Source organism: Rhizobiales bacterium NRL2, from assembly GCA_001664005.1.
In the GTDB taxonomy this organism is placed as follows: Bacteria; Pseudomonadota; Alphaproteobacteria; order Minwuiales; family Minwuiaceae; genus Minwuia.
The window spans coordinates 393,316-415,043 of the sequence record CP016093.1; the positions used below are offsets into that span (position 1 = coordinate 393,316).

A 21,728-nucleotide genomic window follows, 5' to 3' on the forward strand; every position below is an offset into this window, starting at 1 on the left:
GAGCCCTCCGTTCCCCCTGGCGCGTACTGCACCGGGATCAGTCTACGGCCTGGGCGTCCGCCCGCAAGGCCGCTCTTGGCATGAAGTGTCGGCAGCGGTTGAGCATTTCAAGCGATTAGGGTGGAATAACCCCTTCGCGAATCAGCGCGATTGTTGACACTCTGCGGCGATCTGATCATTTTGCGCGCTTCCGAGGGATGAGCGGGACCGAAACCGAACCGATGATTGTGCAGGAACCGAGTTACCGCGGTGGACGCCGTGGCAAGCGGATTACGGTCGCCGCGTGCGCGCTTGCCGTGATTGGCGGCCTGGCCGGGCTTCTCTTCGGCATTCAGGATCCCGAGACCAAGGGCCGGGCGAACGCCGCCGTCGGCCTCGGGGCCGGCGATTCGCCGCGCCTGCTGATGAGCCAGCGCGAACGCGACATCGACGCCTTCGTGGAGCGGGTCTTCGCCCGCATGGTCGAGGACGGCGTCGCCGATCTGGACCGGCAGGCCGCCCTGACCGGTGAGGCCCTGGCGGGCCGGCGGATGGACACGGTGATCCGTCCCGGCGACACGCTGGCCAGGGCGCTGTCTTCGGCGGGCGCCGACAACGGTATCGTCCACCAGGCGGTGACGGCGCTGGGCAAGCTGACGGACCTCAGGCGCCTGAAGCCGGGCCAGGAACTGACCCTGATGTTCGATCACGCCACCGACAAGCTGACCGAGGTGCGCCTGCGGGAGAGCGTGGAGCGCGTGGTCTACGCCCGGGCGACGCCGGACGGCGGCTTCCTGGGCGAGGAGGAGCGGCTCACTTTCGACCGGGAGCTGGTCCGCGCCCGCGGCACGATCGACGACTCGCTGTTCCTGGCCGGCCAGCGCGCGGGCGTGGAGCACGAGGTGCTGGCCGAGCTGATCCGCATGTTCAGCTTCGACGTCGACTTCCAGCGCGGCATCCACCCCGGCGACGGTTTCGAACTGACCTACGAACGCTTCGTTAACCGGGCCGGCGAGGTGATGAAGACCGGCAACATCCTGAAGGCGACGCTGGTCCGCAAGGGCTCGCCGCTGACCTATTTCCGCTACCAGCCGGAAGGCGAGCCGGGACCGGACTATTTCGACGCCCGCGGCCAGAGCGCGCGCAAGACCCTGATGCAGACGCCGATCGACGGCGCGCGCATCTCATCGGGCTTCGGCAAGCGCCGCCACCCCATCCTGGGCTACACCAAGATGCACAAGGGCACGGACTTCGCCGCCCGCGCCGGCACGCCGATCATGGCGGCCGGCGACGGCACCATCGCCCGTCTCGGCTGGAACGGCGGCTATGGCCGCTACATCCAGATCCGCCACAACGGCACCTACTCGACCGCCTATGCCCACATGAAGGGCTTCCGCAGCGGCCTGAAGAACGGCAGCCACGTCAAGCAGGGTCAGATCATCGGCTATGTCGGCACCTCGGGCCGGTCCACGGGGCCGCACCTGCACTATGAAGTGCTGAAGAACGGCCGTCAGGTGAATCCGCGCTCGATCAAGCTGCCCACCGGCGTGAAGCTGGCCGGCGCGCGGCTGGAAGCCTTCCAGGCTTTCCGGGCGGAGCTGGACGCGGAGATCGCGGCGCTGCCGTTCCTGGAGAACGAGGTCGCCGAGGTGGGCGCCGCCAGGGTGCGCACCGCCGCCGCCGACTGAGGCGCCTGCGCGCTTCCGCGCGTCCGCTTCCTCCAGGCTGATGCCCGCATCCGAAAGCAACGCGTCGGCGATCGCCTCCGCCGCGCGCGTCACTCGAGCGGCGACAACCCCTCCAGCATCGTCTCCGCTTCGTCGAAGCCCGGACCGTCGGCCATGCCGGGGCGGCCGAGGGCAGCGACGGCGAGGAACCGTTCACCCACCGGCCGCACGGCGAGCCCGCCCTGCATGGGGTCGCTCCCGTCGGGTTCGGCGAGACAGATGTCGAGGCCGACGGAGCCGGCGCTGGCGCGCGGATGGACGCATTCCACGATCAGTCCGCGCTCCTCGGCCGCGCCCTGGACGATTTCCTCCACGGGCACGCCGGTCACCGACCCGGGGCGGTCCTGCATCATGCGGAACATGCCGCGGAACATGTCGAACTGGACCCGCGCCGACTGCCGGGCGGGCAGGGGCTCGCCGCCGCCCAGCAGCGTTCCGGCCAGGCGCATGGCGAAGTTCTCGGGCTGGGCGCCGGCGCGGATGGCGTTGAGCGCGACGCAGTCGAGGAAGACCGCCCTGGGCTCGAAGCGCCGCTCCGTGCCGGCCATCATCCGGGGCCAGAGCGCCCAGCGCTCGAGCTCCTCGGCTTCGGCGCGGCAGAAGCCCGGTCCGGCGTCGATCGCGTAGCCCTGGCCCCCGAGCGTGAACGCGGCGCGCCGCTCCTGCGTCAGCGCCGGCGCGGCCATTACGGCGAGCACGATGACGATCGGGATAAGACGCATGGACGGACCTCCGGGGCGCAACGGTGCTGCGGTTTCAGATGGGGTGCGCCGGGCCGGGGTAAAGGTCAGCCGCCGCCGGCCGCGGCGATTGCGGCGTCGTAGCGCCGGACCAGATCGGCCAGCCGGTCGAAGGCGGTGCGGCTGAACCAGAGGCGCGGGCCGTCCGCCGGTTCCAGTGTGACCTGGCCGTCGGAGAGGATGACCGACAGGGCGCGCTCCTCGTCCTCGATGCGGGCGAAGAGTTCCAGCATCAGCGCATCCGCCATCTCAGCGCCGGGCCGCGAGGTCGATCAGGTCGGCGCGCAGATTGCGAACTGCACGCGAAGCGCGGCGTTCCTCGATCTCCGCCTCGATCGGGTCGGCGAGGGGGAAGAAGGCGTCGTCCAGGGCCTGCTCCACGGCGATGCGGAGTTCCTCGCGGCCGTCGGCGTCCAGATCGGAGGCGGCGACGGGCGGCGCCATCGCTTCCAGGATCGCCATGCGCTGGGCCGAAAGCCGCGCGCGCTCCTCCAGCAGGTCGCCGAGATCCATGGTCCGCCTCCACGTGGTCAGATGCAGGCGGCATTATCGGTAAAAATACACTTATGTCAAGCTTCAGCCGTCGAGGATGGCGACCGCGCGCGTCCAGCCGGCCGAGGCCGCCTTGATCTTCACCGGGAAGCAGCAGATCGTGAAGCCTTTCCCGGGCAGCGCCTCCAGATTGTGCAGCTTTTCGAGGTGGCAGTAGCCGATGTCGCGGCCGGCCTTGTGGCCCTCCCAGATTACCGACGGGTCGTTCTCGGCGGCGTATTTCTCCGCCGTGTAGACGAAGGGCGCGTCCCACGACCAGGCATCGGTACCGGTGACGCGCACGCCGCGCTCCAGCAGGTACATGGTCGCCTCGTAGCCCATGCCGCAGCCGGTCTCGACATAGCGGTCGGAGCCATAGGCGCCGCCTGCGGCGGTGTTGACCACGACGATGTCGAGGGGCTGCAGTTCGTGGCCGATGCGCTGCAGCTCGGCCTCGACGTCGGCGGCGGTGACGACATAGCCGTCGCCGAAATGACGGAAGTCCAGCTTCACCCCGGGCTGCATGAACCAGTCCAGCGGCACCTCGTCGATGGTGATGGCGCGCTCGCCGCGGTTCATGGTCGAGGCGAAATGATAGGGCGCGTCCAGATGGGTGCCGTTGTGGGTGATCAGTTCCACCCGCTCCACCGCCCAGGCCTCGCCGCCGGGCAGGTCTTCCGGCTTCAGGCCGGGGAAGAAGGGCAGCATCTGGGCCAGCGACATCTGGTGGTCGACATAGGTGATCTTCGGCCCGAAGGGCTGCGGGTCAGAGACGACGTCGTTCTCCAGCGGCATGGAAATATCGACAATCTGGCGGCCCATGGCGGTCCTCCCTTGTGTTGATCCCTCCATCCTAGTTCTCTCCCATACATCATGCATCGGCAGAGAAGCGGGAGCGGAACATGGCGAAACCGGGGGCGCGGAACCTGATCACGGACGTGCCGGGCCTGACGGTGGGCAACGCCGAAGACGCCCGGGCGCTGACGGGGGTGACCGTGGTGCTGCCGGAGCGGCCGGCGGTGGCCGCGGCCGACGTGCGCGGCGGCGGCCCCGGCACGCGGGAGATCCAGGTCATGGACCCGGCGAACCTGGTCGACGTGGTTCACGCCATCTGCCTGTCGGGCGGTTCGGCCTTCGGCCTCGACGCCGCCGGCGGGGTCATGGCGCGTCTGGCGACGCGCGGCGTCGGTTTCCCCGTCGCCGGCCAAGTGGTCCCCATCGTGCCGGCGGCGATCCTGTTCGACCTGCCGCTCGGCGACAAGAACTGGGGCGAGGATCCGCCCTACCGCGAGCTGGGCAAGCAGGCGGTCGAGAACGCCGGGGCCGGTTTCGCGCTGGGCAATGCCGGCGCCGGCATGGGGGCCACCGCCGGGCCGCTGAAGGGCGGGCTGGGCAGCGCCTCGCTCGTCCTGGACGACGGGATCACGGTGGGCGCGCTGGTCGCGGCCAACCCGACCGGCCACACGGTGATGGCCGACGGGCGCACATTCTGGGCCTGGGCGCTGGAGCGCGACGGCGAGTTCGGCGGCAATCCGCCGCCCGGGCGCGGCGCGGCCGACGATCCGGGCGCGGTGACCTCGGCCGCCGGGGCCAATACCACCATCGCCGTGGTGGCGACCGACGCGAAGCTGAACCAGGGCCAGGCGCAGCGCATGGCGATCATGGCGCAGGACGGCCTCGCCCGCGCCATCCGCCCGGTGCACACGCCCTTCGACGGCGATACGGTCTTCGCGCTGTCGGTGGGCGAGCGCCCGGTCGGCGGGCCGGCGGACATCGCCCGCATCGGCCAGGCCGCCGCCGACTGCCTCGCCCGCGCCGTGGCCCGCGCCGTCTGGCTGGCCGAGGACGCCGGCGGCGTGCGCTGCTACCGCTCCACGCGAGGCTGACAGAACGTCTCACTCATCGATGGAAATACCTGACTCCGTCGCCCTTGGACTTGATCCAAGGGCCCAGCGAAGCAAAGGACTGGGTCCTGGGGTCAAGCCCCAGGACGTCAGTTGGCTGGATCACGTCGCGGACCGCACTACCCCGCGGCGCGGTCGAAGCCCTGCAGGCGCGCGGCGTCGGCGCGCACGGCCTCGGGGCCGCCCAGCAGCTGGCGGTTCAGCCCGATGCGCTTGAACCAGTAGTGCAGGCCCATCAGGTCGGTGAACCCCATGCCGCCATGCACCTCGGTGGCGGTGCGGGCGACGAAGGTCCCGACCTCGGCCATGTGCGACTTGGCCAGCGCCGCCATCAGCGGGAATTCGTCCGGTTCGGCTTCGGCCGCATGGGCGGCGTACCAGATCAGCGAGCGGCAGGGCTCCAGCCGGGCCGCCATTTCCGCGCACATGTGCTTGACCGCCTGGAAGGAGCCGATGGTGCGCCCGAACTGCTCGCGCTCCTTCGCGTAGTCCACCGCCTTCTCGATCATGCGTTCCGCCGCGCCGAGGCTGTCGGCGGCGAGCAGCACGCGGCCGGCGGCGACCATGCGCCGCGTGGCGGCGGACGCGTCATTGCCGCCCGTGAGCGCTTCCCCGGCGACGCCCTCGAAGACCAGCTCCGCCACGGGCCGCGTGCGGTCGATGGTGGGCATGGGATTGACCGAAAGCCCGGCGGCGTCGCGGGCGACGAGATGCAGGCCGCGGTCCCGGTCGGCGGTGATGAAGTGGGTGGCCGTATCGGGCTCCAGGGCGAAGAGTGCCTTGCCGGTGAGCCCTGCCGGTCCCGCCGTGACGCCCGCCCTTTCCCGCGCGCCGGCGGCTTCCGAGACCGCGATGCCGAAGCGCGCCTCGCCCGAAGCCAGCTTCGGCAGCCACTCGGCCTGCTGCGCCTCGCTCCCGGCGTCCTGCAGCGCGATGGCGGCCAGCGCGGCCTGCGCCATGAAGCCGGCGGGCGCGGCGTGGCGGCCCAGCTGCTCCTGCATCAGCGCCGCCTCCAGCAGGCCAAGCCCCTCGCCGCCATGGGCTTCGGGGACCATGATCCCGGCCAGTCCGAGCTCATCCAGTCCCGCGGCGATCTCGGCGCGCACCGAAGCGTCGCCGTCCGCGGCCAGCCGCACGCGTTCCAGCGCCGCCGCCGTGCCCAGAAAGCGGCCGACGCTCTCCTGCAGCAGGCGCTGGTCCTCCGACAGTCCGAACTCCATCCCGGTGTCCCCCTTGCCTGCGCCGACCAACCCCGCTCCGGCGCCTGCCGCGTCCTGCCCCCATGGACAGGATTACCCCGCAACAATAGCATCCGGTCAGATCGGGTCGACAGGAGGAGCGGGATCATGGACACACGCGCGGCGCTGGCTGTGGAGGCGGGCAAGCCCCTGGAGATCACGACGGTTCAGCTCGAAGGGCCGAAGGAAGGCGAGGTTCTGGTCGAGGTCAAGGCGACCGGCATCTGCCATACCGACGAGTTCACGCTCTCCGGCGCCGACCCGGAGGGCCTGTTTCCGGCGATTCTTGGCCATGAGGGCGCGGGCGTCGTGGTCGATGTCGGTCCCGGCGTGACGACGCTGAAGAAGGGCGACCACGTCATCCCGCTCTACACGCCCGAATGCCGCCAGTGCGAGTACTGCGTCTCGGGCAAGACCAATCTCTGCCAGGCGATCCGCACGACCCAGGGCCAGGGCCTGATGCCCGACGGCACCAGCCGCTTCTCCCTGAACGGGGAGCGGGTGTTCCACTACATGGGCACGTCGACCTTCGCCAACTTCACCGTGGTGCCGGAGATCGCGCTGGCGAAGATCCGCGAGGACGCGCCCTTCGAGAAGGTCTGCTACATCGGCTGCGGGGTCACCACCGGCATCGGCGCGGTGATCAACACGGCGAAGGTGGAGCCCGGCGCGAACTGCGCCGTCTTCGGCCTGGGCGGCATCGGCCTCAATGTCATCCAGGGCCTGCGCATGGTGGGCGCCGACCGCATTATCGGCGTGGACCTGAACCCGGAGCGGGAGGCGATCGGCCGGCATTTCGGCATGACCCACTTCGTCAATCCCAACGAGGTCGGCCGCGACAAGGTGGTCGAGGCGGTCATCGATCTGACGAAGGGCGGCGCCGACTACAGCTTCGAATGCATCGGCAATACGGAGGTGATGCGCCAGGCGCTGGAATGCTGCCACAAGGGCTGGGGCGAGAGCGTCATCATCGGCGTCGCCGGCGCGGGCCAGGAGATCGCGACGCGGCCCTTCCAGCTGGTCACCGGCCGGGTCTGGCGCGGCACGGCCTTCGGCGGCGCCAAGGGCCGCACCGACGTGCCGCGGATCGTCGACTGGTACATGGAGGGCAAGATCAACATCGACGACCTGATCACGCACGTCCTGCCCTTCGAGCAGATCAACGAGGGCTTCGACCTGATGCACGCCGGCGAGTCGATCCGCACGGTGGTGACCTACTGAGGCGTCCCGACGTCATGCCCGCCGCCGGATGACGGGCGGGCATCGGGCGGCGGCGATACGCCGAAGTCCTTCGTCGCCCTCTTTGCGCGTCCTGGGTCCGGCGAAGCCCCCGGAACATAGTCCGGGGCAGGCTCCGCCTGGTACCCACGCTTGGGCATCGACACATGCAGCCGCGCTGCCGGAAAGGCTCAGGCATGGGTCCCGCGCCGCCGCTCCCGCGGCGCGCAGGACTCGGCGGTTTCTGCCCTACGCCTTCAGCCGCGCGTCGAGCAGCGGCAGGCGGTCCTGGCCGAAATACATGTCGTCGCCGTCGACGAACATGGTGGGCGAGCCGAAGCCGCCGCGGTCGACGACTTCCTGAGTGTACTGTTTCAGCCGGTCCTTGATGCCCTGATCGTTCGCGCGGGCGACGATCGAATCCGCGTCGAGCCCGACCGCCTTCGCGCAGCCGGCGATGACATCGTCCCGGGCGATGTCCAGGTCGCGGCCCCAGTAAGCGTCGCAGATCTCCAGCGCGAAGGGCTCGGCCTGGCCGTCGTCCAGCGCGGCGATGCAGGCGCGCATGGGCTTCACCGCGTTGACCGGGAAGATGGTGGGCCAGTTGATGGCGACGCCGTGATAGCGCGCCCAGTCCATGAGGTCCTTGCGCATGTAGCGGTATTTCGGGTGTTCCGGGTTGGCCCGGTTCTCGTAGACCTGCTGGTTGACCTGGTTGAAGACCCCGCCGACCAGGATCGGCCGCCAGATCAGCTCCGCACCCCGCGCGCGGGCGATGTCGCCCACCTTCGCGATGCAGAGATAGGTCCAGGGCGACGAGCAGTCGAAATAGACCTCGAGTCGAGCCATGGCGATCCTCCCCCTTTTTCGCCGCGTATCCGGCGTTATTGTAGCGGCCAGTTCCAGGGGGAGGAAAGCGAACATGCATCCAGGCGTCCAGGCGGCGGAAAGGCCCGACAAGCCGGCCTTCATCATGGCCTCGACCGGCGAGGAAGTGACCTACGACATGCTGAACCGGCGCTCGAACCAGGGCGCGCACTTCTTCCGCTCCATCGGCCTGCAGCACGGCGACGCGATCGCGATCTGCATGGAGAACAACCGCCACTTCCTGGAGATCTGCTGGGCCGCGCACCGCGCCGGGCTCTACTACGCCTGCACGTCGAGCTATCTGACCGCGCCGGAGGTGGCCTACATCGTCAACGACTGCAACGCGCAGCTTTTCCTCTCGTCGGCCTACAAGGCCGATGTGGCGAAGGACGTGCCCGCGCTGACCCCGGCGGTGAAGACCTGCATGATGGTGGGCGAGCCGATCGACGGGTTCGGGAGCTGGGACGAGGCCATCGCCGGCATGCCCGAGACGCCGATCGCCGACGAGTGGGAAGGCCACGACATGCTCTACTCGTCCGGCACGACGGGCCGGCCCAAGGGCATCAAGATCGACATGGAGGACCGCAAGCTGGGCGAGGTGCGCCCGTCCATGCAGGCGATCATGGCACTCTACGGCGTCGGGCCGGAGACGACCTATCTCTCGCCGGCGCCGCTCTATCACGCGGCGCCCTTGCGCTACAACATGCTGATGACCCGCATCGGCGCGACCTCCATCATCATGGAGCGCTTCGATCCCGAGCGCGCGCTGCAGCTGATCGAGAAATACCGCTGCACCCACAGCCAGTGGGTGCCGACCATGTTCGTGCGCTTCATGAAGCTGCCCGAGGAAGTGCGGGCGAAATACGACGTCTCCTCCATGAAGGTTGCCATCCACGCCGCCGCGCCCTGTCCCGTCGAGGTCAAGCAGGCGATGATGAAATGGTGGGGGCCGGTCATCTACGAGTACTATGCCGGCACCGAGGGCTCGGGTTATGTCGCCGCCGACCCGCAGGAATGGCTCGCCCATCCGGGCACCGTCGGCCGCCCCATCGTCGGCGAGATCAGGATCGTCGACCAGGACAATCCCGAGATCGAGCTGCCCCGGGGCGAGATCGGCCAGATCTACTTCGCCAACGGGCCGGCCTTCAGCTACCACAACGATCCGAAGAAGACTGCGGAGAGCCGCAACGCCAGGGGCTGGTCGACGCTGGGCGACATCGGCTATCTCGACGAGGATGGCTTCCTCTACCTCACCGACCGCAAGGCCTTCATGATCATTTCCGGCGGGGTGAACATCTATCCCCAGGAGATCGAGGACCGGCTGATCCTGCACCCCGACGTGATGGACGCGGCCGTGGTCGGCGTGCCCGACCCGGAATTCGGCGAGGCGGTGAAGGGCGTGGTGCAGCTCAGGGAGCCGGGCCATGCTTCGGACGGGATGGCCGACAAGCTGATCCGGTGGTGCCGGCAGGAACTCAGCGCCATCAAGACGCCAAAATCCATCGACTTCATGGACGAACTGCCCCGGCACCCCAATGGCAAGCTCTACAAGCGCCTGCTCAAGGACCGCTACTGGGGCAACAAGGAAAGCCGGATCGTCTGAGGGGGCACCGACCGTGACGTCATCCCCGATGGCGCCGGCGCCACTCGGGGATCGCGCGAAGCCGGCTGCCGGCGTCCCACCGCGGCCCGATGCCCGCGCGCCTGCGGCGGCGGGCATGACATCGATGAAGGGCCGCTGCGCCTGCGGAGCGCATCCCCCACGAGGTTATGTGTGGATGCATCCCCCACCCCGGCCCTCCCCCTTCTCGAAGGGGGAGGGTGGGCCGCGTCAGCGGGTCGGGAGGGGGTGGCCGTGAAACCGCGTCTTGCGCGCCGCACCAGCGGCGTCGCGGGACCCATGCCTGAGCCTTTCCGGGCGAGCGGCGTTCAGCGGATACGCTCAGGCATGGATCCCGGATCGGACCTCCGGTCCGTCCAGGACTCGGTGGTGGAAACGGGTCCATCCAACATTGGATTGCGCGAACCGAGGTACGCATAGCCGTATCAGTGCGACAATCGCCGGGACGCCATGTCCCCGGAGGCCCGCCCATGTTCGTGAAACCGTGCTCGGCGCCGCTGGTGCCCTTCGCCGCGCCGGCGGGGCCGGGGCTGTGGCTCGTCGTGTTTCTCGACCCGCCGGAGCCGGGGCCGGACGATCCCCTGCCCAACCGTCTGCTGGCGCGGGCGCTGCGCCTGCTCCGGCCCGGCTTCCGCCACGTGCTGGCAATCTCTCCCGTCGTGGGCGCGGGCGATCCGGGGCGCGGCTGGCTGGTCTGCAATCCCGGCGCGCGGGCGCTGGGTCTCGGCGTCGCGCCGCCCCATGAGACACTGAGAGTGCTGAGCCGGCTGGTGCGGCAGGGCCGCGCCCGCTGCGTCGCCGTCACGGCTCGGGAACCGGCGCGCATGCAGCCGCGCGGTCTGTTCACCTGCGTGCAGATCGTGGCCCATCTGATCGGGGTTCCCTGCCATCCCTTCGCCACGCCCCGCGGCCTGTGGCGGCGAATTGCGGCCATGCGCGCTTGAGAGGTGACGGAAGGCGTCCGCCGCACCATGATCCGGCCCCATGAGCGACGCCGCCCCACCTCTGCAGGGCCATTCCGCCGGATCGCGCCGCGGCTGGGTGGTGACCGCGTGCTGCTTCCTGATGGCGATCTTCGGCTGGGGCACGGTGTTCTACGGCCACGGCCTCTACATCTCGGCGCTGAAGGCCGAGCACGGCTGGAGCACGGCGCAGATCTCCGGCGCCATCACCTTCTTCTGGGTCGTCGGCACGCCGATGACGCTGACCGTCGGCGCCCTGATCGACCGCTTCGGCCCGCGGCTGGTGACCGCCGCAGGTTCGGCGTTCGTGGGCGCCAGCGTCATCGGTCTCGGCCAGGTCAGCGAGCTCTGGCACGTCTATCTGTGTTTCGCGGTGATGGCTCTGGGCTACCCGGCGGTGGGCGCGCTGGGCATCAGCGCGACGCTCTCGGGCTGGTTCGACCGCCGCCTGCCGGTCGCCATGTCCTTCGCGCTGACCGGCGCCAGCGTCGGCGCCATGGTGGTGGTGCCGCTGATGGCGCGGATGACCGCGTCGGACGGCTTCACCCATGCCGCGACCGTGATGGGCGGGCTGACCATCGCCGTCGTCGTGCCGATGACCCTGATCTTCATGTCCCGCCCGGCGACGGCCCCGCCCGCCGCCGGCAGCATCACGGCGCTGGCCCATATCGGGGCGACGGCGCGCAGCCGCCTGTTCTGGACCATCACGGCGGCGAGCTGCATCAGCCTGATGGCGCAGGTCGGCTTCCTGGCTCACCAGATCCCGATCCTGGAGGAGCGGCTGACCCGGACCGACGCCGCGGACGCCGTCGCCGTGACCGCCGCCGCCGGAATCATCGGCCGCTTCGGCGTCGGCTTCCTGGCCGAACGCTTCGACCTCCGCCTCGTCGCCGTCATCTCCTATGCCCTGCAGGCGCTGGGCATCGCCATTCTGGCGCTGGCCGAGGGGCCGGCGGTGATCTACGCCGCCTGCGCGGTTTCCGGCTTCGTCGTCGGCTGTCTGGTCATCCTGCCGCCCTTGCTGGTCCGCCGCTGGTTCGGACCGGCGGGCTACGGCAAGAGCTACGGCCTGCTGGCGGTCTTCGCCTATTTCTTCCAGGGGCTGGGGCCGGGCTCGGTCGGGCTGCTGCACGACGCGATGGGCGGCTACGGCGCCTCGCTCTGGTACATGGTGGCGCTGCTGGGCGTGGCGATCGTGGTGATCACCCGTCTCGGTCCGCCGCCGCCCGACGCAGCCGGTCGTTGACCGCGCGGCCGAGCCCCGTCTCGGGGATCGGCATCACCGCCAGCGTCCGGCCGTCGTCGCCGTCCAGTTCGTGCAGCATGCGGAACAGGTTCGCCGCCGCCTCGCCCAGGTCGCCGGAGGGGCTGAGATTGGGTCCGGGCGGAGCCTCGGGGCCGAAACCCAGCAGGATCTCGCCGTCGCGCGCCGCCGCCGCATTCAACCGGATGGGCCGCTTCGGGGCGTAATGGCTGGCCAGCATGCCGGGGCTCCGGGGCGCCGCCGGATCGCTCTCCGGCAGGGCCAGCGGGCCCGCCACGTCCTCGATCTCTTCCGCCGTCACGCCGCCGGGCCGGAGCAGCACGGCGCGGCCGTCGAAGACGCCGACCACTGTGGATTCCAGGCCCACCGCACAGGGTCCGCCGTTGAGGATGTACGCGACCTTCTCCCCCAGCCCTTCGGCGACGTGGCGCGCTTCGGTGGGACTGAGCCGGCCGGAGGGATTGGCCGAGGGCGCGGCGACCGGCACGCCGGCGGCGCGGAGCAGGGTCCGGGCCAGACCGTGGGCGGGCACGCGGACCGCCAGCGTCTCCAGTCCCGCCGAACAGAGCAGGGAGACCGGGCAGTCCGGCCGCCGGGGCAGGACGAGGGTCAGCGCGCCGGGCCAGAACGCCCGCGCCAGCCGGCGCGCGAGATCGTCGAATTCCACCAGCGCCTCGGCGGCGGCGAGATCGGGGACATGGACGATCAGCGGATTGAAGCCGGGACGGCCCTTGGCCTCGAAGATCGCGGCGACGGCGCGGTCGTCGGTGGCGTCGGCGCCCAGGCCGTAAACGGTCTCGGTCGGGAACGCGACCAGCCGGCCCTCGTGCAGGGCGCGGGCGCAGGTTTCCAGGTTCTCGGGCGTGGGCTCCAGCAGCATCGCCGCCATGTGCCGCCGCCGCGCCGCCGGGTCAAGCGCGGCGTCAGATCACGTCGTCGATGTGCTCCAGCGCCTCGGCGAACTTCTCCTCCGCCTCCGCCTGCAGCTTCGGCACGTGATAGCTGGGGAAGAGCGTGTTGGAGGGGCTGTAGCCGCGCAGCAACTGGCGGGCGACGGTGACCTTGTGGACCTCCGACGGCCCGTCGGCCAGGCCCATGTGGAAGCTCTGCAGCACCTGGTCGGCGAAGGGCATCTCCGACGAAATGCCGATCGAGCCGTGGATGTAGAGCGCCCGGGTGGCGATGTCGTGCAGCACCTTCGGCATCTCCGCCTTCACCGCGGCGATGTCCTTGCGCACCTGCATGTAGTCCTTGTAGCGGTCGATCCGCCAGGCGGTGCGCAGCACGAACAGCCGGAACTGCTCCATCTGGATCCAGGCGTCGGCGATCTTCTCCTGCACCATCTGCTTGTCGCCCAGCTTCTCGCCCTTGGTCTCGCGGGAGACGGCGCGTTCGCACATCATGTCGAACAGCATCTTCACCCGGCCCAGCGTGCGCATGGCGTGGTGGATGCGCCCGCCGCCGAGACGGACCTGGGCCACCTTGAAGGCCTCGCCGCGCCTGCCCAGCAGGTGGTCCTTCGGCACGCGGACGTCGGTGTAGCGGACGTAGGCGTGGCTGCCTTCCTTCTCGGTGGCGAAGCCGACATTGCGGACGATCTCCACGCCCGGCGTGTCCTTCGGCACGATGAACATGGACATGCGGTCCACCGTGGGCCGGTCCGGGTCGGTCACGGCCATGACGATCAGGAAGCTGGCCCAGCGCGCGTTGGAGCTGAACCACTTCTCGCCGTTGATCACCCATTCGTCGCCGTCGAGTTCGGCCTTGGTGGTGAAGACCCCCGGGTCCGCGCCGCCCTGGGGCTCGGTCATGGAAAAGCAGGAGACGATCTCGTTGGCCAGCAGCGGCTCGAGAAAGGCCTTCTTCTGCGCCGGCGTGCCGAAATGGGCCAGGATCTCGGCATTGCCGGTGTCCGGCGCCTGACAGCCGAAGACCACCGGGCCGAAGCGGGTGCGGCCCAGGATCTCGTTCATCAGCGCCAGCTTGACCTGACCGAAACCCTGCCCGCCGAGATCCGGGCCCAGATGACAGGCCCACAGGCCGCGGTCCTTCACCTGCTGCTGCAGGGGCCGCACCAGCGCGATGTTCCGCGGGTTGGTGATGTCGTAGGGGCTGCCCAGCACGTGGTCCAGCGGCTCCACCTCGCGGCGGACGAAGTCGTCCATCCAGTCGAGCGCGTCCTGAAACTCCGGATCGGTCTCGAAATCCCACGCCATGTCGCATTCCTCCCCTGTCGCTGCGGCGCCGGCAGCCTAGCAAGGCGGCCGGGCAGGCGTCACCTGCGCCGCGCGAATGGCCGCACCGCGGCGTTTGTTGAAAGGGCGCAATGGCATGCGCAGGTGTGTCGCGACGTCATCGGACCACGAAAAGAACAAGGAGCATCCCATGACTCACCGTCCGTTTCTCTTTCTCGCCTCGCTGGGCGCCGGCGCGATGCTCGCCGGCGCGGCGACGGCGCACAGCGGCCAGTGCGGCGGGTCCTACGAGATCCAGTCCGGCGACACGCTCTACGAGGTGACGCAGAAATGCCGCATCGGCCTCAGCCGCATCATGGAGCTGAACCCGGCCATCGATCCGCGCGCCCTGTCCATCGGGCAATCGGTCCGCCTCAAGGCCGAGGGCCATGTCCACGGCCAGGCCGGCCGCGATGAAGACGGCGGCGGCGACGACCGGCAGGCCTCGGACGGCGGCAATCTGAATCCCGATCCGGCCCCCGGCGCGCGGGGCTCCTACCGCGTCGAGACCGGCGACACCGCCTATGGCATCGCCCAGCGGCTCGGAATCTCGCTGATGGAGCTGCTGAACGCCAATGAAGGCGTCAATCCCCTCGCGCTAGCGGTCGGCGAGGTGCTCGAAGTCCCGACCGGCGACCGCTCCGCCGGCTTTTCCATCGAACCGCACAGCGGTCCCGCGGGCGCCGATGTGGCCGTGCGCGCTCACAATCTCCGTCCCGATGACTGGGTGACCGTCGGCGTCGGTCCGGCGTCCTCGGAATGGGAGGCCCTCGACCAGGCACAGACCTCGTCCACCGGCCGGCTGCGCACCTCCGTCGAGGTGCCCGACTGGGCCGATCCGGGCGACGTGCTGACCTTCGTCGTCGACACCGACCGCGGCGTGACCCTGAAGTCCGGCGACTTCCGCGTGGTCCGCGCCGGGGACGCGGACGAGCGCGACCGCATGACCCTGAGAGGCCGTGTGCGCGACGGCGTCGAGTGTCCGGTGCTGCGGACGCCCGATGGCGATGTCTGGTCGCTGACCGGCGCCGACGCGAACTTCACTGCCGGCGAGTATGTCGAGGTGAAGGGCCGCCGCGCCGACATGTCCTTCTGCCAGCAGGGCGAGGGCACGGTCGACGTCTCCAGCATCCGGGAGGTCTCGCCCCCGGAGGACGATGACGACCGCGCGCGGATGACGCTGGAAGGCCGCGTCGCCCAGGGGCCGGAATGCCATACGCTGAAGACGCCGGACGGCGACATCTGGTCCATCGTCAGCGACGGCATTCCCTTCACCAACGGCGAATATGTCGAGGTGAAGGGCCGCCGCGCCGACATGTCCTTCTGCCAGCGCGGCGTCGGGACCCTTGAGGTCACCGGGATCGACGAGATCGCGCCGCCGCGGGACGATGACGGCAACCGCGACGCCGGCCTGCTGGACCGCGCGTTCGTGACCGGCCCGTGGACCGCGAAGGGCAGCGACTGCTCCCGGCCCGACTTCGACGTCACCCGCTATCCCGGCGGCGGCCTGGCCGTGGAAACCAGCGTCGACGGGCGTGCGCGCACCGGCGACGTGGCGCTGTACGACGACGCGTCCTTCGTCTTCGACCAGGGCGGCGGCCGCTTCGAGATCGAGAGCCGCGGCGAGGGCGAACTCGCCGTGATCCCGACCGAGCGCGACAACAGCCGCTTCGGCGGGCTCGACCTCGGCGCCGACGGCGTCGTCTTCGTCAAGTGCCCGGCCTAGGCTGAAACAACGTCCACACGCGGGCTGCCAGCGCGCCGATCCCCCACCCTGCCCTCCCCCTTGGTCAAGGGGGAGGGTGGCTCCCGCTTCAGCGGGAGCGGGAGGGGTTGAGCCGGCGCATCCCTTCGGTGTCACGCTTGTCGGCTCAGACGACCACCCTGTTCACATGGTCGATGCGCGCGCCGCCGCCGCCGAACAGCGTGATCGATGTCAGCGAGAGCGGCGCGATGTCGAAGGCGACGGCGGAAGATGCATCTGCATTCATCGCCATGGCCAGGGCCGCGCGGATGACGCCGCCATGGGCGACGACGGCAAGGCGCCGGTCCGCATGGGTTTCCGCCAGGCCGGCGATGGCCGGCCGGACGCGCTCCAGCAGGTCGGCGAAGCTCTCGCCGGCCGGCGGGCGGAAGCCGGCAATGCCCTTGGCGTCGAGGCCCGGCGGCATGGATGCATCTGCATATGCCCGGCCGTCCCAGTCGCCGAAGTCCTGCTCCGCGAGGGCCTCGACGACACGGGGCGCATGTTCGGGAAACAGCGCCCCGGCGGTCTCCCGGGCGCGGCGCAGCGGGCTGGTCACGGCAAGATCGATGTCGCTGCATGCATCCCAGAGCGGCCCCAGATCGGCCGGTGCAGGCAGGACGGCGTGGGGGTCGCTCCGCCGGCCCATCCAGCGGCCCTCGGCGCCGGCGGACGGCGCGTGGCGGATCCAGAGGAAGCGGGTCGCCGTTCCGCTCAATCGGCGAGCGCCTGATAGACGAGCGCGCGCAGTTCCTTGCGCAGGGGATAGAAGCTCGACGGCATCAGCTGGGTGAGAAAGACCACTGTCATGTCCTCGACCGGGTCCGCCCAGAACACGGTGCTCGCCATGCCGCCCCAGCCGTGGTCGCCGGGGCTGCCCAGGTTCTTCGACAGGGCCGGCTCCAGCATCACCGCGAAGCCCAGGCCGAAGCCGATGCCCTCGTAGGAAACCTCCGAGAAGACCGGCTGGCCGTTGGCCGCCAGGTCGCCGCGCAGGTGGTTGGAGGCCATGAAGCGCATGGTTCGCGGCCCCAGCAGCCGACCCGCATCGCATTCGCCCCGGCGGCGGACCATGTCGGCGAAACGGCAATAGTCGCCGAGCGTCGTCATCAGGCCGCCGCCGCCGGAAAAGGTGCGGACGTTGGCGGCGCGGTAGACCGAGCGCTCGGCCGTGTCGGCGAGCTTCAGGGACAGGTCCTCGTTGGGCGTGTAGAGCTCGGCGAAGCGGTCCAGCTTGTCGTCGGGCACCGAGAACTCGGTGTCGGACATGCCGAGCGGATCAAGGATGCGCTCGCGCAGGAACAGGTCCAGCGGCTGGCCGGAAATCACTTCGACCAGCCGGCCGGCGACGTCGGTGGAGACGCCGTAGTTCCAGCGCGCGCCGGGCTGGAAGGCGAGCGGCAGCTCGGCCAGGCGCTTCACTTCCGCTTCCAGGCTCTCGGCCTTCGGGCCGAAGGCCAGCTTGCGCGCCTCGTAGGCGTCGCCCAGCACGCCGCCCTGGAAACCGTAGGTGAAGCCGGACATGTGGGTCAGCAGATGATGGATGGTCTGCGGCGTGCGGCAGTCCTCGACCTGATCGATCGACGTCGCTCCGGGCTTCAGGACCTTCAGATCCTTCAGTTCCGGCAGGTATGCGGCCACGGGGTCGTCGAGGTGGAACAGCCCTTCCTCGAACAGCATCATCAGCGCCACCGAGGTGATCGGCTTGGACATGGAGTAGGCGCGGACAATGGTGTCCTCCGTCCAGGGCGCCGCCGTCGCCACGTTGCGCAGGCCCGTCCCGCCCTGCCAGGCGACCTCGCCGCGGCGGGTCACGGCGACCGAACAGCCCGGCAGCCGGCCCTTGTCGACCCAGCGGGCCATCCACGGGCCCAGCCGGTCCAGCCGGCCGGCGTCGAATCCCAGCCGCGCGCCCTCGTTGATCGTCTCCATCGCCCCTGTCCCCTCCTGTCGCTCCGGTCCGCACGCTCTATAGCAGGCGCGACGCGCGACCGGAACGGGGTGGACCGATCCGCCGCCCTGTCCCTCCCCCTTGGCCAGGGGGGGAGGATGGATGCGCGCAAGCGGAACCGGGAGGGGGATGCCGGATGGCAGGGCGGCGCAGGCGTCTGTTGCAGCGGTTCGGCGGCGTCGCCTAAGCTGTCGCCCATCTTCCGCGCATCGGGGCACGCATGACGACCGACCAGGTCCTTCTCTTCTCGCTCTTCGCCGTCATTCTGGGGATGCTGCTGTGGGGACGGCTGCGCCATGATCTGGTGGCGGCCGGCGGCCTGCTGATCGGTGTCGTCCTCGGCCTGGTGCCCCAGGACGAGGCCTTCAGCGGCTTCTCCAATCCGGCCGTGATCATCGTTGCCCTGGTGCTGATCGCCTCGCGCGCCTTCGAGAATTCCGGCGTGCTCGGCCTGCTGGCCCGGCTCGCAATCCGCGAGAACCGCTCGGCGGGGGCGCATATCACGATCTTCGGCGGCGTCGCCGCGGCGCTGTCGGCGGTGATCAACAACGTCGCCGCCCTGGCCATGCTGATGCCGCTGGACGTCCAGGCCGCGCGCAAGGCCGGGCGGCCGCCCGGCCAGACGCTGATGCCGCTCTCCTTCGCCACCATCCTGGGCGGCATGGTCACGCTGATCGGCACGCCGCCCAACATCATTGCCTCCGCGGTCCGCGAGCAGCAGCTCGGCGAGCCCTATTCCATGTTCGATTTCGCGCCCGTCGGCGCGGCTGTGGCGGTCGCCGGCGTGCTGTTCGTGGCCCTTGTCGGCTGGCGGCTGGTGCCGCGGCGCGAGGACAGGCCGGGGGAGATCGACCCGGCCTCCTTCCTGGCGGAGCTGCTGGTCCCCGAGGATTCGCGGCTGGACGGCCGTGTCGGGGTCGAACTGGACGAGGAAGCCGAAGAGGCGGATGTCCGTCTCGTCGGCCTCATACGCGACGGCGAGACCCATCGCGGCGCGGTCCGCGCCCTGCGTATCCGGGCGGGCGACCGGCTGGTGGTGGAGGGCTCGACCGACGCAATCGCCGCCTTCATCAAGCTCTCCGATCTGCAGAAGGCCGAGATCGACGACAGCGAGGAGGCCGGCAAGGACGCCGATGAATCCGCCGGGCCGGACGCCCGGAAGAACGGCGAGGACGGAGACGGCGGCGAGGCCAGCGAGACCGAGGAGGAGAAGGAGGACAAGCCGGTGGCGCGCGGCCCGGAGATCATCGAGACGGTCGTGCGGGCCGATTCGCGTCTCGTGGGGCAGACCGCGACCTCGATCAGCATGCGCCAGCGCTACGGCATCACCCTGCTCGGCATTGCCCGCGCCGGCACGGTAACGCGGGAGGGGATCAGCCGGCGCACCATCGAGGCCGGCGACGAACTGCTGATCACCGGCCGTCAGGCCGGCCTCACGCTGACCCTCGACCAGCTCGGCCTCGTCGCCGTCAACCGCATCAGCGTCGCCGGTTTCAAGCCCTTCAATGCGGCGCTCGCGGTGGGGCTGTTCGCCGGCGCGATCGCCGTGGCGACCGCGGGGCTGCTGTCCTTCACCGTGGCCATCGCCATCGCCGTCGCCGGTTACGCGGCCTTCGGCCTGGTCCCGGCCAGGGAGTTCTACAGCCGCATCGAGTGGCCGGTCGTGGTCATGCTCGCCTGCCTGCTGCCGCTCGGCGCGGCCTTCGAGAACGTCGGCGGCACGGCGCTGATCGCGAACTCGATCGCCGGCTGGACCGAGGGCCATTCGGCCGTTCTCGCCCTGGTCGCGATCATGGTGGTGACGCTGACGCTGTCGGACGTGCTCAACAACGTCGCCACCATGGTGATCACCGGGCCCATCGCCATCGATCTCGCCCTGCGGCTGGAGGTCAATCCGGACACCTTCCTGATGGGGGTGGCGATCTCCGCCTCCTGCGCCTTCCTCACGCCCATCGGGCACAAGAACAACACGCTGATCATGGGGCCGGGCGGATTCCGCTTCTCCGACTACTGGCGGATGGGCCTGCCGCTGGAGGTCGTCGTCCTCGCCGTCTCGGTGCCGATGCTGCTGATCGTCTGGCCGTTGTAGGGACGGGAAGAGCGATGCGGATCGGCATTCTGGAGGCGGGACTGGTCCACGACGACCTGGTGGACGTGTACGGCGACTTTCCGGCCATGTTCCGGCGCTGGCTGACGCCGCATCTGCCGGCGGCGGACTTCCGGACCTGGTCGGTCATCCGCGGGGATTGGCCGGACGGACCCCGCGACTGCGACGCCTGGGTGCATACGGGCTCCCGCTTCGGCGTCTATGACGACGAGCCCTGGATCGCGCCGCTGAAGGATTTCATCCGCGCCGCCGCCGAAGCCGGCGTGCCGCAGCTCGGCATCTGCTTCGGCCATCAGCTCGCCGCCGAGGCCCTGGGCGGGCGGGCGGAGAAGTCGCCGAAGGGCTGGGGCGCGGGACTGCACCGCTACCGCATCGCACTGGACGGGGCGGAGCGGGAATTTCCCATGATCGTCAGCCACCAGGACCAGGTGACCGCCGTGCCGCCGGGGGCGCGGGCGCTTGGCGGCAACGACCATTGCCCCTTCGGCGTGCTCGAATACCGGGACGTCCCGATCCTCACGGCCCAGTTCCATCCGGAGTTCAACCGCGCCTTCAGCGCCGCGCTGATCCGGCTCCGGGCGGGATCCTCGATCCCCGAGAGGGTGGCCGCGCCGGCGCTGGCTTCGCTGGCGACGCCGCCGGCGAACGCCGAGGCCGGGCGCTGGATGGCGGGCTGGCTGAAGGCGAAGCTGGAGGGCTGAGCGAGGGACGGCGTTCAGAAATCCTTGTCATGCCCGCCTCGTGCGGGCATCCGGGCGAAGTGTCGACTCGCGGCGCGGCCGCTCCGGACCCCCGCACGGGGGCGGGGGTGACCCATCAGTGAGCAACGTCCGGCCCTCAAAGCCCCATGAAGCGCAGAACGGCGGTCAGGTCGGCATGGTCGATGCGCGCGTCGGCGGCCTTTGCGGTCACGGGCTTGGCGCGCCAGGCGACGCCGAGTCCGGCCTTGACGATCATGCCGAGATCGTTGGCCCCGTCGCCGATGGCGACCGCCTGCTCCGGGCCGATGCCCAGCTTCGCGCAGATCTCGTCCAGCGCCTCGATCTTGGCCTGGCGGCCCAGAATCGGCTGCGTGACCTCGCCGGTCAGCACGCCGTCCTCGAAGATCAGCGTGTTGGCGCGGTTCTCGTCGAAGCCGCAGAGTTCGGCGACGCGGCGGGTGAAGTAGGTGAAGCCGCCGGAGACCAGGGCGCAGTGCATGCCGGCCGCGCGGCAGCCGGCGATCAGCTCCCGCGCGCCGGGGCTGAGGCGCACGCGCTCGTCGAAGCACTGCTGCAGGGCGCTTTCCTTCAGGCCTTCCATCAGGCGCACCCGCTCGGTCAGCGCGCCCTCGAAGTCGATGTCGCCGCGCATGGCCCGCTCGGTGATCGCGACCACCGCGTCGCGCACTCCGGCGAAGTCGGCCAGTTCGTCGATGCATTCGACCGTGATCATGGTCGAATCCATGTCGGCGATGAGCAGTCTCTTGTTTCCCTGCATGTCCGCCGGCTGCACGCAGATGTCGATCGCATCGCCCTCCAGCGCGCGGTCCACCCGGTCGCGCAGCTCGGCGTGATTGTCCCAGTCGAAGCGCAGGTGCCGGACGCCGCCGGCGCCCTCTGCCATGGCGGCGGCGGGCAGTACCGCGTCCAGCGCGGTCAG

At 70.0% G+C, this 21,728-nt stretch carries 20 protein-coding genes; 9 read left to right on the plus strand and 11 right to left on the minus strand.

All coding sequences use genetic code 11. The features are described 5' to 3' along the window. The first annotated feature begins 458 nt into the window (after positions 1-458). Positions 459-1,667 carry a hypothetical protein gene (locus TEF_01755; protein ANK83213.1) on the plus strand — a complete coding sequence of 403 codons (1,209 nt, stop codon included), beginning with the start codon at positions 459-461 and terminating at the stop codon, positions 1,665-1,667. Between the two features lie 89 nt (positions 1,668-1,756). Here the strand turns inward: TEF_01755 and TEF_01760 are convergent, their stop codons facing one another. From TEF_01760 to TEF_01775, 4 genes are all read right to left on the minus strand, one after another. Next, positions 1,757-2,428 (minus strand): hypothetical protein, encoded by a 672-nt coding sequence (locus tag TEF_01760; protein ANK79658.1) that lies wholly within the window; start codon positions 2,426-2,428, stop codon positions 1,757-1,759. A 65-nt stretch (positions 2,429-2,493) separates the two neighbouring features. Then, positions 2,494-2,694 carry a hypothetical protein gene (locus tag TEF_01765; GenBank protein ANK79659.1) on the minus strand — a complete coding sequence of 67 codons (201 nt, stop codon included), beginning with the start codon at positions 2,692-2,694 and terminating at the stop codon, positions 2,494-2,496. Between the two features lies 1 nt (position 2,695). Then, complete coding sequence (locus TEF_01770; GenBank protein ID ANK79660.1) at positions 2,696-2,959, minus strand: hypothetical protein; 264 nt, start codon at positions 2,957-2,959, stop codon at positions 2,696-2,698. Between the two features lie 63 nt (positions 2,960-3,022). Next, positions 3,023-3,799, minus strand: a complete 777-nt coding sequence (locus TEF_01775) for a cyclase (protein ID ANK79661.1) — start codon at positions 3,797-3,799, stop codon at positions 3,023-3,025. Between the two features lie 80 nt (positions 3,800-3,879). Between TEF_01775 and TEF_01780 the strand changes: the two genes are divergently transcribed. Then, on the plus strand, positions 3,880-4,863 hold the full coding sequence (locus TEF_01780) for a peptidase T4 (protein ANK79662.1): 984 nt from the start codon (positions 3,880-3,882) through the stop codon (positions 4,861-4,863). Positions 4,864-5,000: 137 nt separating this feature from the next. Here TEF_01780 and TEF_01785 read toward each other — a convergent pair whose 3' ends face one another. Next, positions 5,001-6,101, minus strand: a complete 1,101-nt coding sequence (locus TEF_01785; protein ANK83214.1) for an acyl-CoA dehydrogenase — start codon at positions 6,099-6,101, stop codon at positions 5,001-5,003. Positions 6,102-6,227: 126 nt separating this feature from the next. Here TEF_01785 and TEF_01790 point away from each other — a divergent pair, with 126 nt between their 5' ends. Then, a complete protein-coding gene (locus TEF_01790) occupies positions 6,228-7,340 on the plus strand; it encodes an S-(hydroxymethyl)glutathione dehydrogenase/class III alcohol dehydrogenase (protein ANK79663.1) in 1,113 nt (370 codons plus the stop codon). Positions 7,341-7,586: 246 nt separating this feature from the next. On the opposite strand, the gene TEF_01795 is transcribed toward TEF_01790, so the two are convergent. Next, complete coding sequence (locus tag TEF_01795; GenBank protein ANK79664.1) at positions 7,587-8,186, minus strand: 2-hydroxychromene-2-carboxylate isomerase; 600 nt, start codon at positions 8,184-8,186, stop codon at positions 7,587-7,589. 73 nt (positions 8,187-8,259) lie between these two features. On the opposite strand from TEF_01795, the gene TEF_01800 reads away from it, so the two are divergent. The 3 genes from TEF_01800 (at position 8,260) to TEF_01810 (ending at position 12,033) form a co-directional block, all read left to right on the plus strand. Beyond that, the gene (locus TEF_01800) at positions 8,260-9,807 is read left to right on the plus strand and encodes an acyl-CoA synthetase (protein ANK79665.1); all 1,548 of its coding nucleotides are present in this window, start codon (positions 8,260-8,262) and stop codon (positions 9,805-9,807) included. 488 nt (positions 9,808-10,295) lie between these two features. Then, complete coding sequence (locus tag TEF_01805) at positions 10,296-10,769, plus strand: hypothetical protein (protein ID ANK79666.1); 474 nt, start codon at positions 10,296-10,298, stop codon at positions 10,767-10,769. Between the two features lie 40 nt (positions 10,770-10,809). Then, complete coding sequence (locus TEF_01810; protein ANK79667.1) at positions 10,810-12,033, plus strand: hypothetical protein; 1,224 nt, start codon at positions 10,810-10,812, stop codon at positions 12,031-12,033. Here TEF_01810 and TEF_01815 read toward each other — a convergent pair. Both TEF_01815 and TEF_01820 read right to left on the minus strand, forming a co-directional pair. After that, a complete protein-coding gene (locus TEF_01815; GenBank protein ANK79668.1) occupies positions 11,990-12,940 on the minus strand; it encodes a threonylcarbamoyl-AMP synthase in 951 nt (316 codons plus the stop codon). The genes TEF_01810 and TEF_01815 overlap by 44 nt on opposite strands. A 34-nt stretch (positions 12,941-12,974) precedes the next feature. Continuing rightward, on the minus strand, positions 12,975-14,267 hold the full coding sequence (locus tag TEF_01820) for an acyl-CoA dehydrogenase (GenBank protein ID ANK79669.1): 1,293 nt from the start codon (positions 14,265-14,267) through the stop codon (positions 12,975-12,977). Positions 14,268-14,436: 169 nt separating this feature from the next. Between TEF_01820 and TEF_01825 the strand changes: the two genes are divergently transcribed. Beyond that, the gene (locus TEF_01825; protein ID ANK79670.1) at positions 14,437-16,011 is read left to right on the plus strand and encodes a hypothetical protein; all 1,575 of its coding nucleotides are present in this window, start codon (positions 14,437-14,439) and stop codon (positions 16,009-16,011) included. 145 nt (positions 16,012-16,156) lie between these two features. Here TEF_01825 and TEF_01830 read toward each other — a convergent pair whose 3' ends face one another. Both TEF_01830 and TEF_01835 read right to left on the minus strand, forming a co-directional pair. Continuing rightward, entirely contained in the window at positions 16,157-16,747 is a 591-nt protein-coding gene (locus TEF_01830; protein ANK79671.1) for a hypothetical protein, read from the minus strand. Continuing rightward, a complete protein-coding gene (locus TEF_01835; GenBank protein ID ANK79672.1) occupies positions 16,744-17,961 on the minus strand; it encodes a hypothetical protein in 1,218 nt (405 codons plus the stop codon). The genes TEF_01830 and TEF_01835 overlap by 4 nt, the downstream gene beginning before the upstream one ends. Before the next feature lie 239 nt (positions 17,962-18,200). Here TEF_01835 and TEF_01840 point away from each other — a divergent pair, with 239 nt between their 5' ends. Next, a complete protein-coding gene (locus TEF_01840; protein ID ANK79673.1) occupies positions 18,201-20,069 on the plus strand; it encodes a potassium transporter TrkA in 1,869 nt (622 codons plus the stop codon). Between the two features lie 14 nt (positions 20,070-20,083). Next, positions 20,084-20,788 (plus strand): hypothetical protein, encoded by a 705-nt coding sequence (locus tag TEF_01845; GenBank protein ID ANK79674.1) that lies wholly within the window; start codon positions 20,084-20,086, stop codon positions 20,786-20,788. 136 nt (positions 20,789-20,924) lie between these two features. On the opposite strand, the gene TEF_01850 is transcribed toward TEF_01845, so the two are convergent. After that, positions 20,925-21,728, minus strand: a complete 804-nt coding sequence (locus TEF_01850; protein ANK83215.1) for a phosphoserine phosphatase SerB — start codon at positions 21,726-21,728, stop codon at positions 20,925-20,927.

Excerpts from the sequence above, each read along its gene's own strand:
- TEF_01755 (ANK83213.1), top strand. The coding sequence starts at position 459 with ATGGTCGAGGACGGCGTCGCCGATCTGGACCGGCAGGCCGCCCTGACC.
- TEF_01760 (ANK79658.1), bottom strand. The coding sequence starts at position 2,428 with ATGCGTCTTATCCCGATCGTCATCGTGCTCGCCGTAATGGCCGCGCCG.
- TEF_01765 (ANK79659.1), bottom strand. The coding sequence starts at position 2,694 with ATGGCGGATGCGCTGATGCTGGAACTCTTCGCCCGCATCGAGGACGAG.
- TEF_01770 (ANK79660.1), bottom strand. The coding sequence starts at position 2,959 with ATGGATCTCGGCGACCTGCTGGAGGAGCGCGCGCGGCTTTCGGCCCAG.
- TEF_01775 (ANK79661.1), bottom strand. The coding sequence starts at position 3,799 with ATGGGCCGCCAGATTGTCGATATTTCCATGCCGCTGGAGAACGACGTC.
- TEF_01780 (ANK79662.1), top strand. The coding sequence starts at position 3,880 with ATGGCGAAACCGGGGGCGCGGAACCTGATCACGGACGTGCCGGGCCTG.
- TEF_01785 (ANK83214.1), bottom strand. The coding sequence starts at position 6,101 with ATGGAGTTCGGACTGTCGGAGGACCAGCGCCTGCTGCAGGAGAGCGTC.
- TEF_01790 (ANK79663.1), top strand. The coding sequence starts at position 6,228 with ATGGACACACGCGCGGCGCTGGCTGTGGAGGCGGGCAAGCCCCTGGAG.
- TEF_01795 (ANK79664.1), bottom strand. The coding sequence starts at position 8,186 with ATGGCTCGACTCGAGGTCTATTTCGACTGCTCGTCGCCCTGGACCTAT.
- TEF_01800 (ANK79665.1), top strand. The coding sequence starts at position 8,260 with ATGCATCCAGGCGTCCAGGCGGCGGAAAGGCCCGACAAGCCGGCCTTC.
- TEF_01805 (ANK79666.1), top strand. The coding sequence starts at position 10,296 with ATGTTCGTGAAACCGTGCTCGGCGCCGCTGGTGCCCTTCGCCGCGCCG.
- TEF_01810 (ANK79667.1), top strand. The coding sequence starts at position 10,810 with ATGAGCGACGCCGCCCCACCTCTGCAGGGCCATTCCGCCGGATCGCGC.
- TEF_01815 (ANK79668.1), bottom strand. The coding sequence starts at position 12,940 with ATGGCGGCGATGCTGCTGGAGCCCACGCCCGAGAACCTGGAAACCTGC.
- TEF_01820 (ANK79669.1), bottom strand. The coding sequence starts at position 14,267 with ATGGCGTGGGATTTCGAGACCGATCCGGAGTTTCAGGACGCGCTCGAC.
- TEF_01825 (ANK79670.1), top strand. The coding sequence starts at position 14,437 with ATGACTCACCGTCCGTTTCTCTTTCTCGCCTCGCTGGGCGCCGGCGCG.
- TEF_01835 (ANK79672.1), bottom strand. The coding sequence starts at position 17,961 with ATGGAGACGATCAACGAGGGCGCGCGGCTGGGATTCGACGCCGGCCGG.
- TEF_01840 (ANK79673.1), top strand. The coding sequence starts at position 18,201 with ATGACGACCGACCAGGTCCTTCTCTTCTCGCTCTTCGCCGTCATTCTG.
- TEF_01845 (ANK79674.1), top strand. The coding sequence starts at position 20,084 with ATGCGGATCGGCATTCTGGAGGCGGGACTGGTCCACGACGACCTGGTG.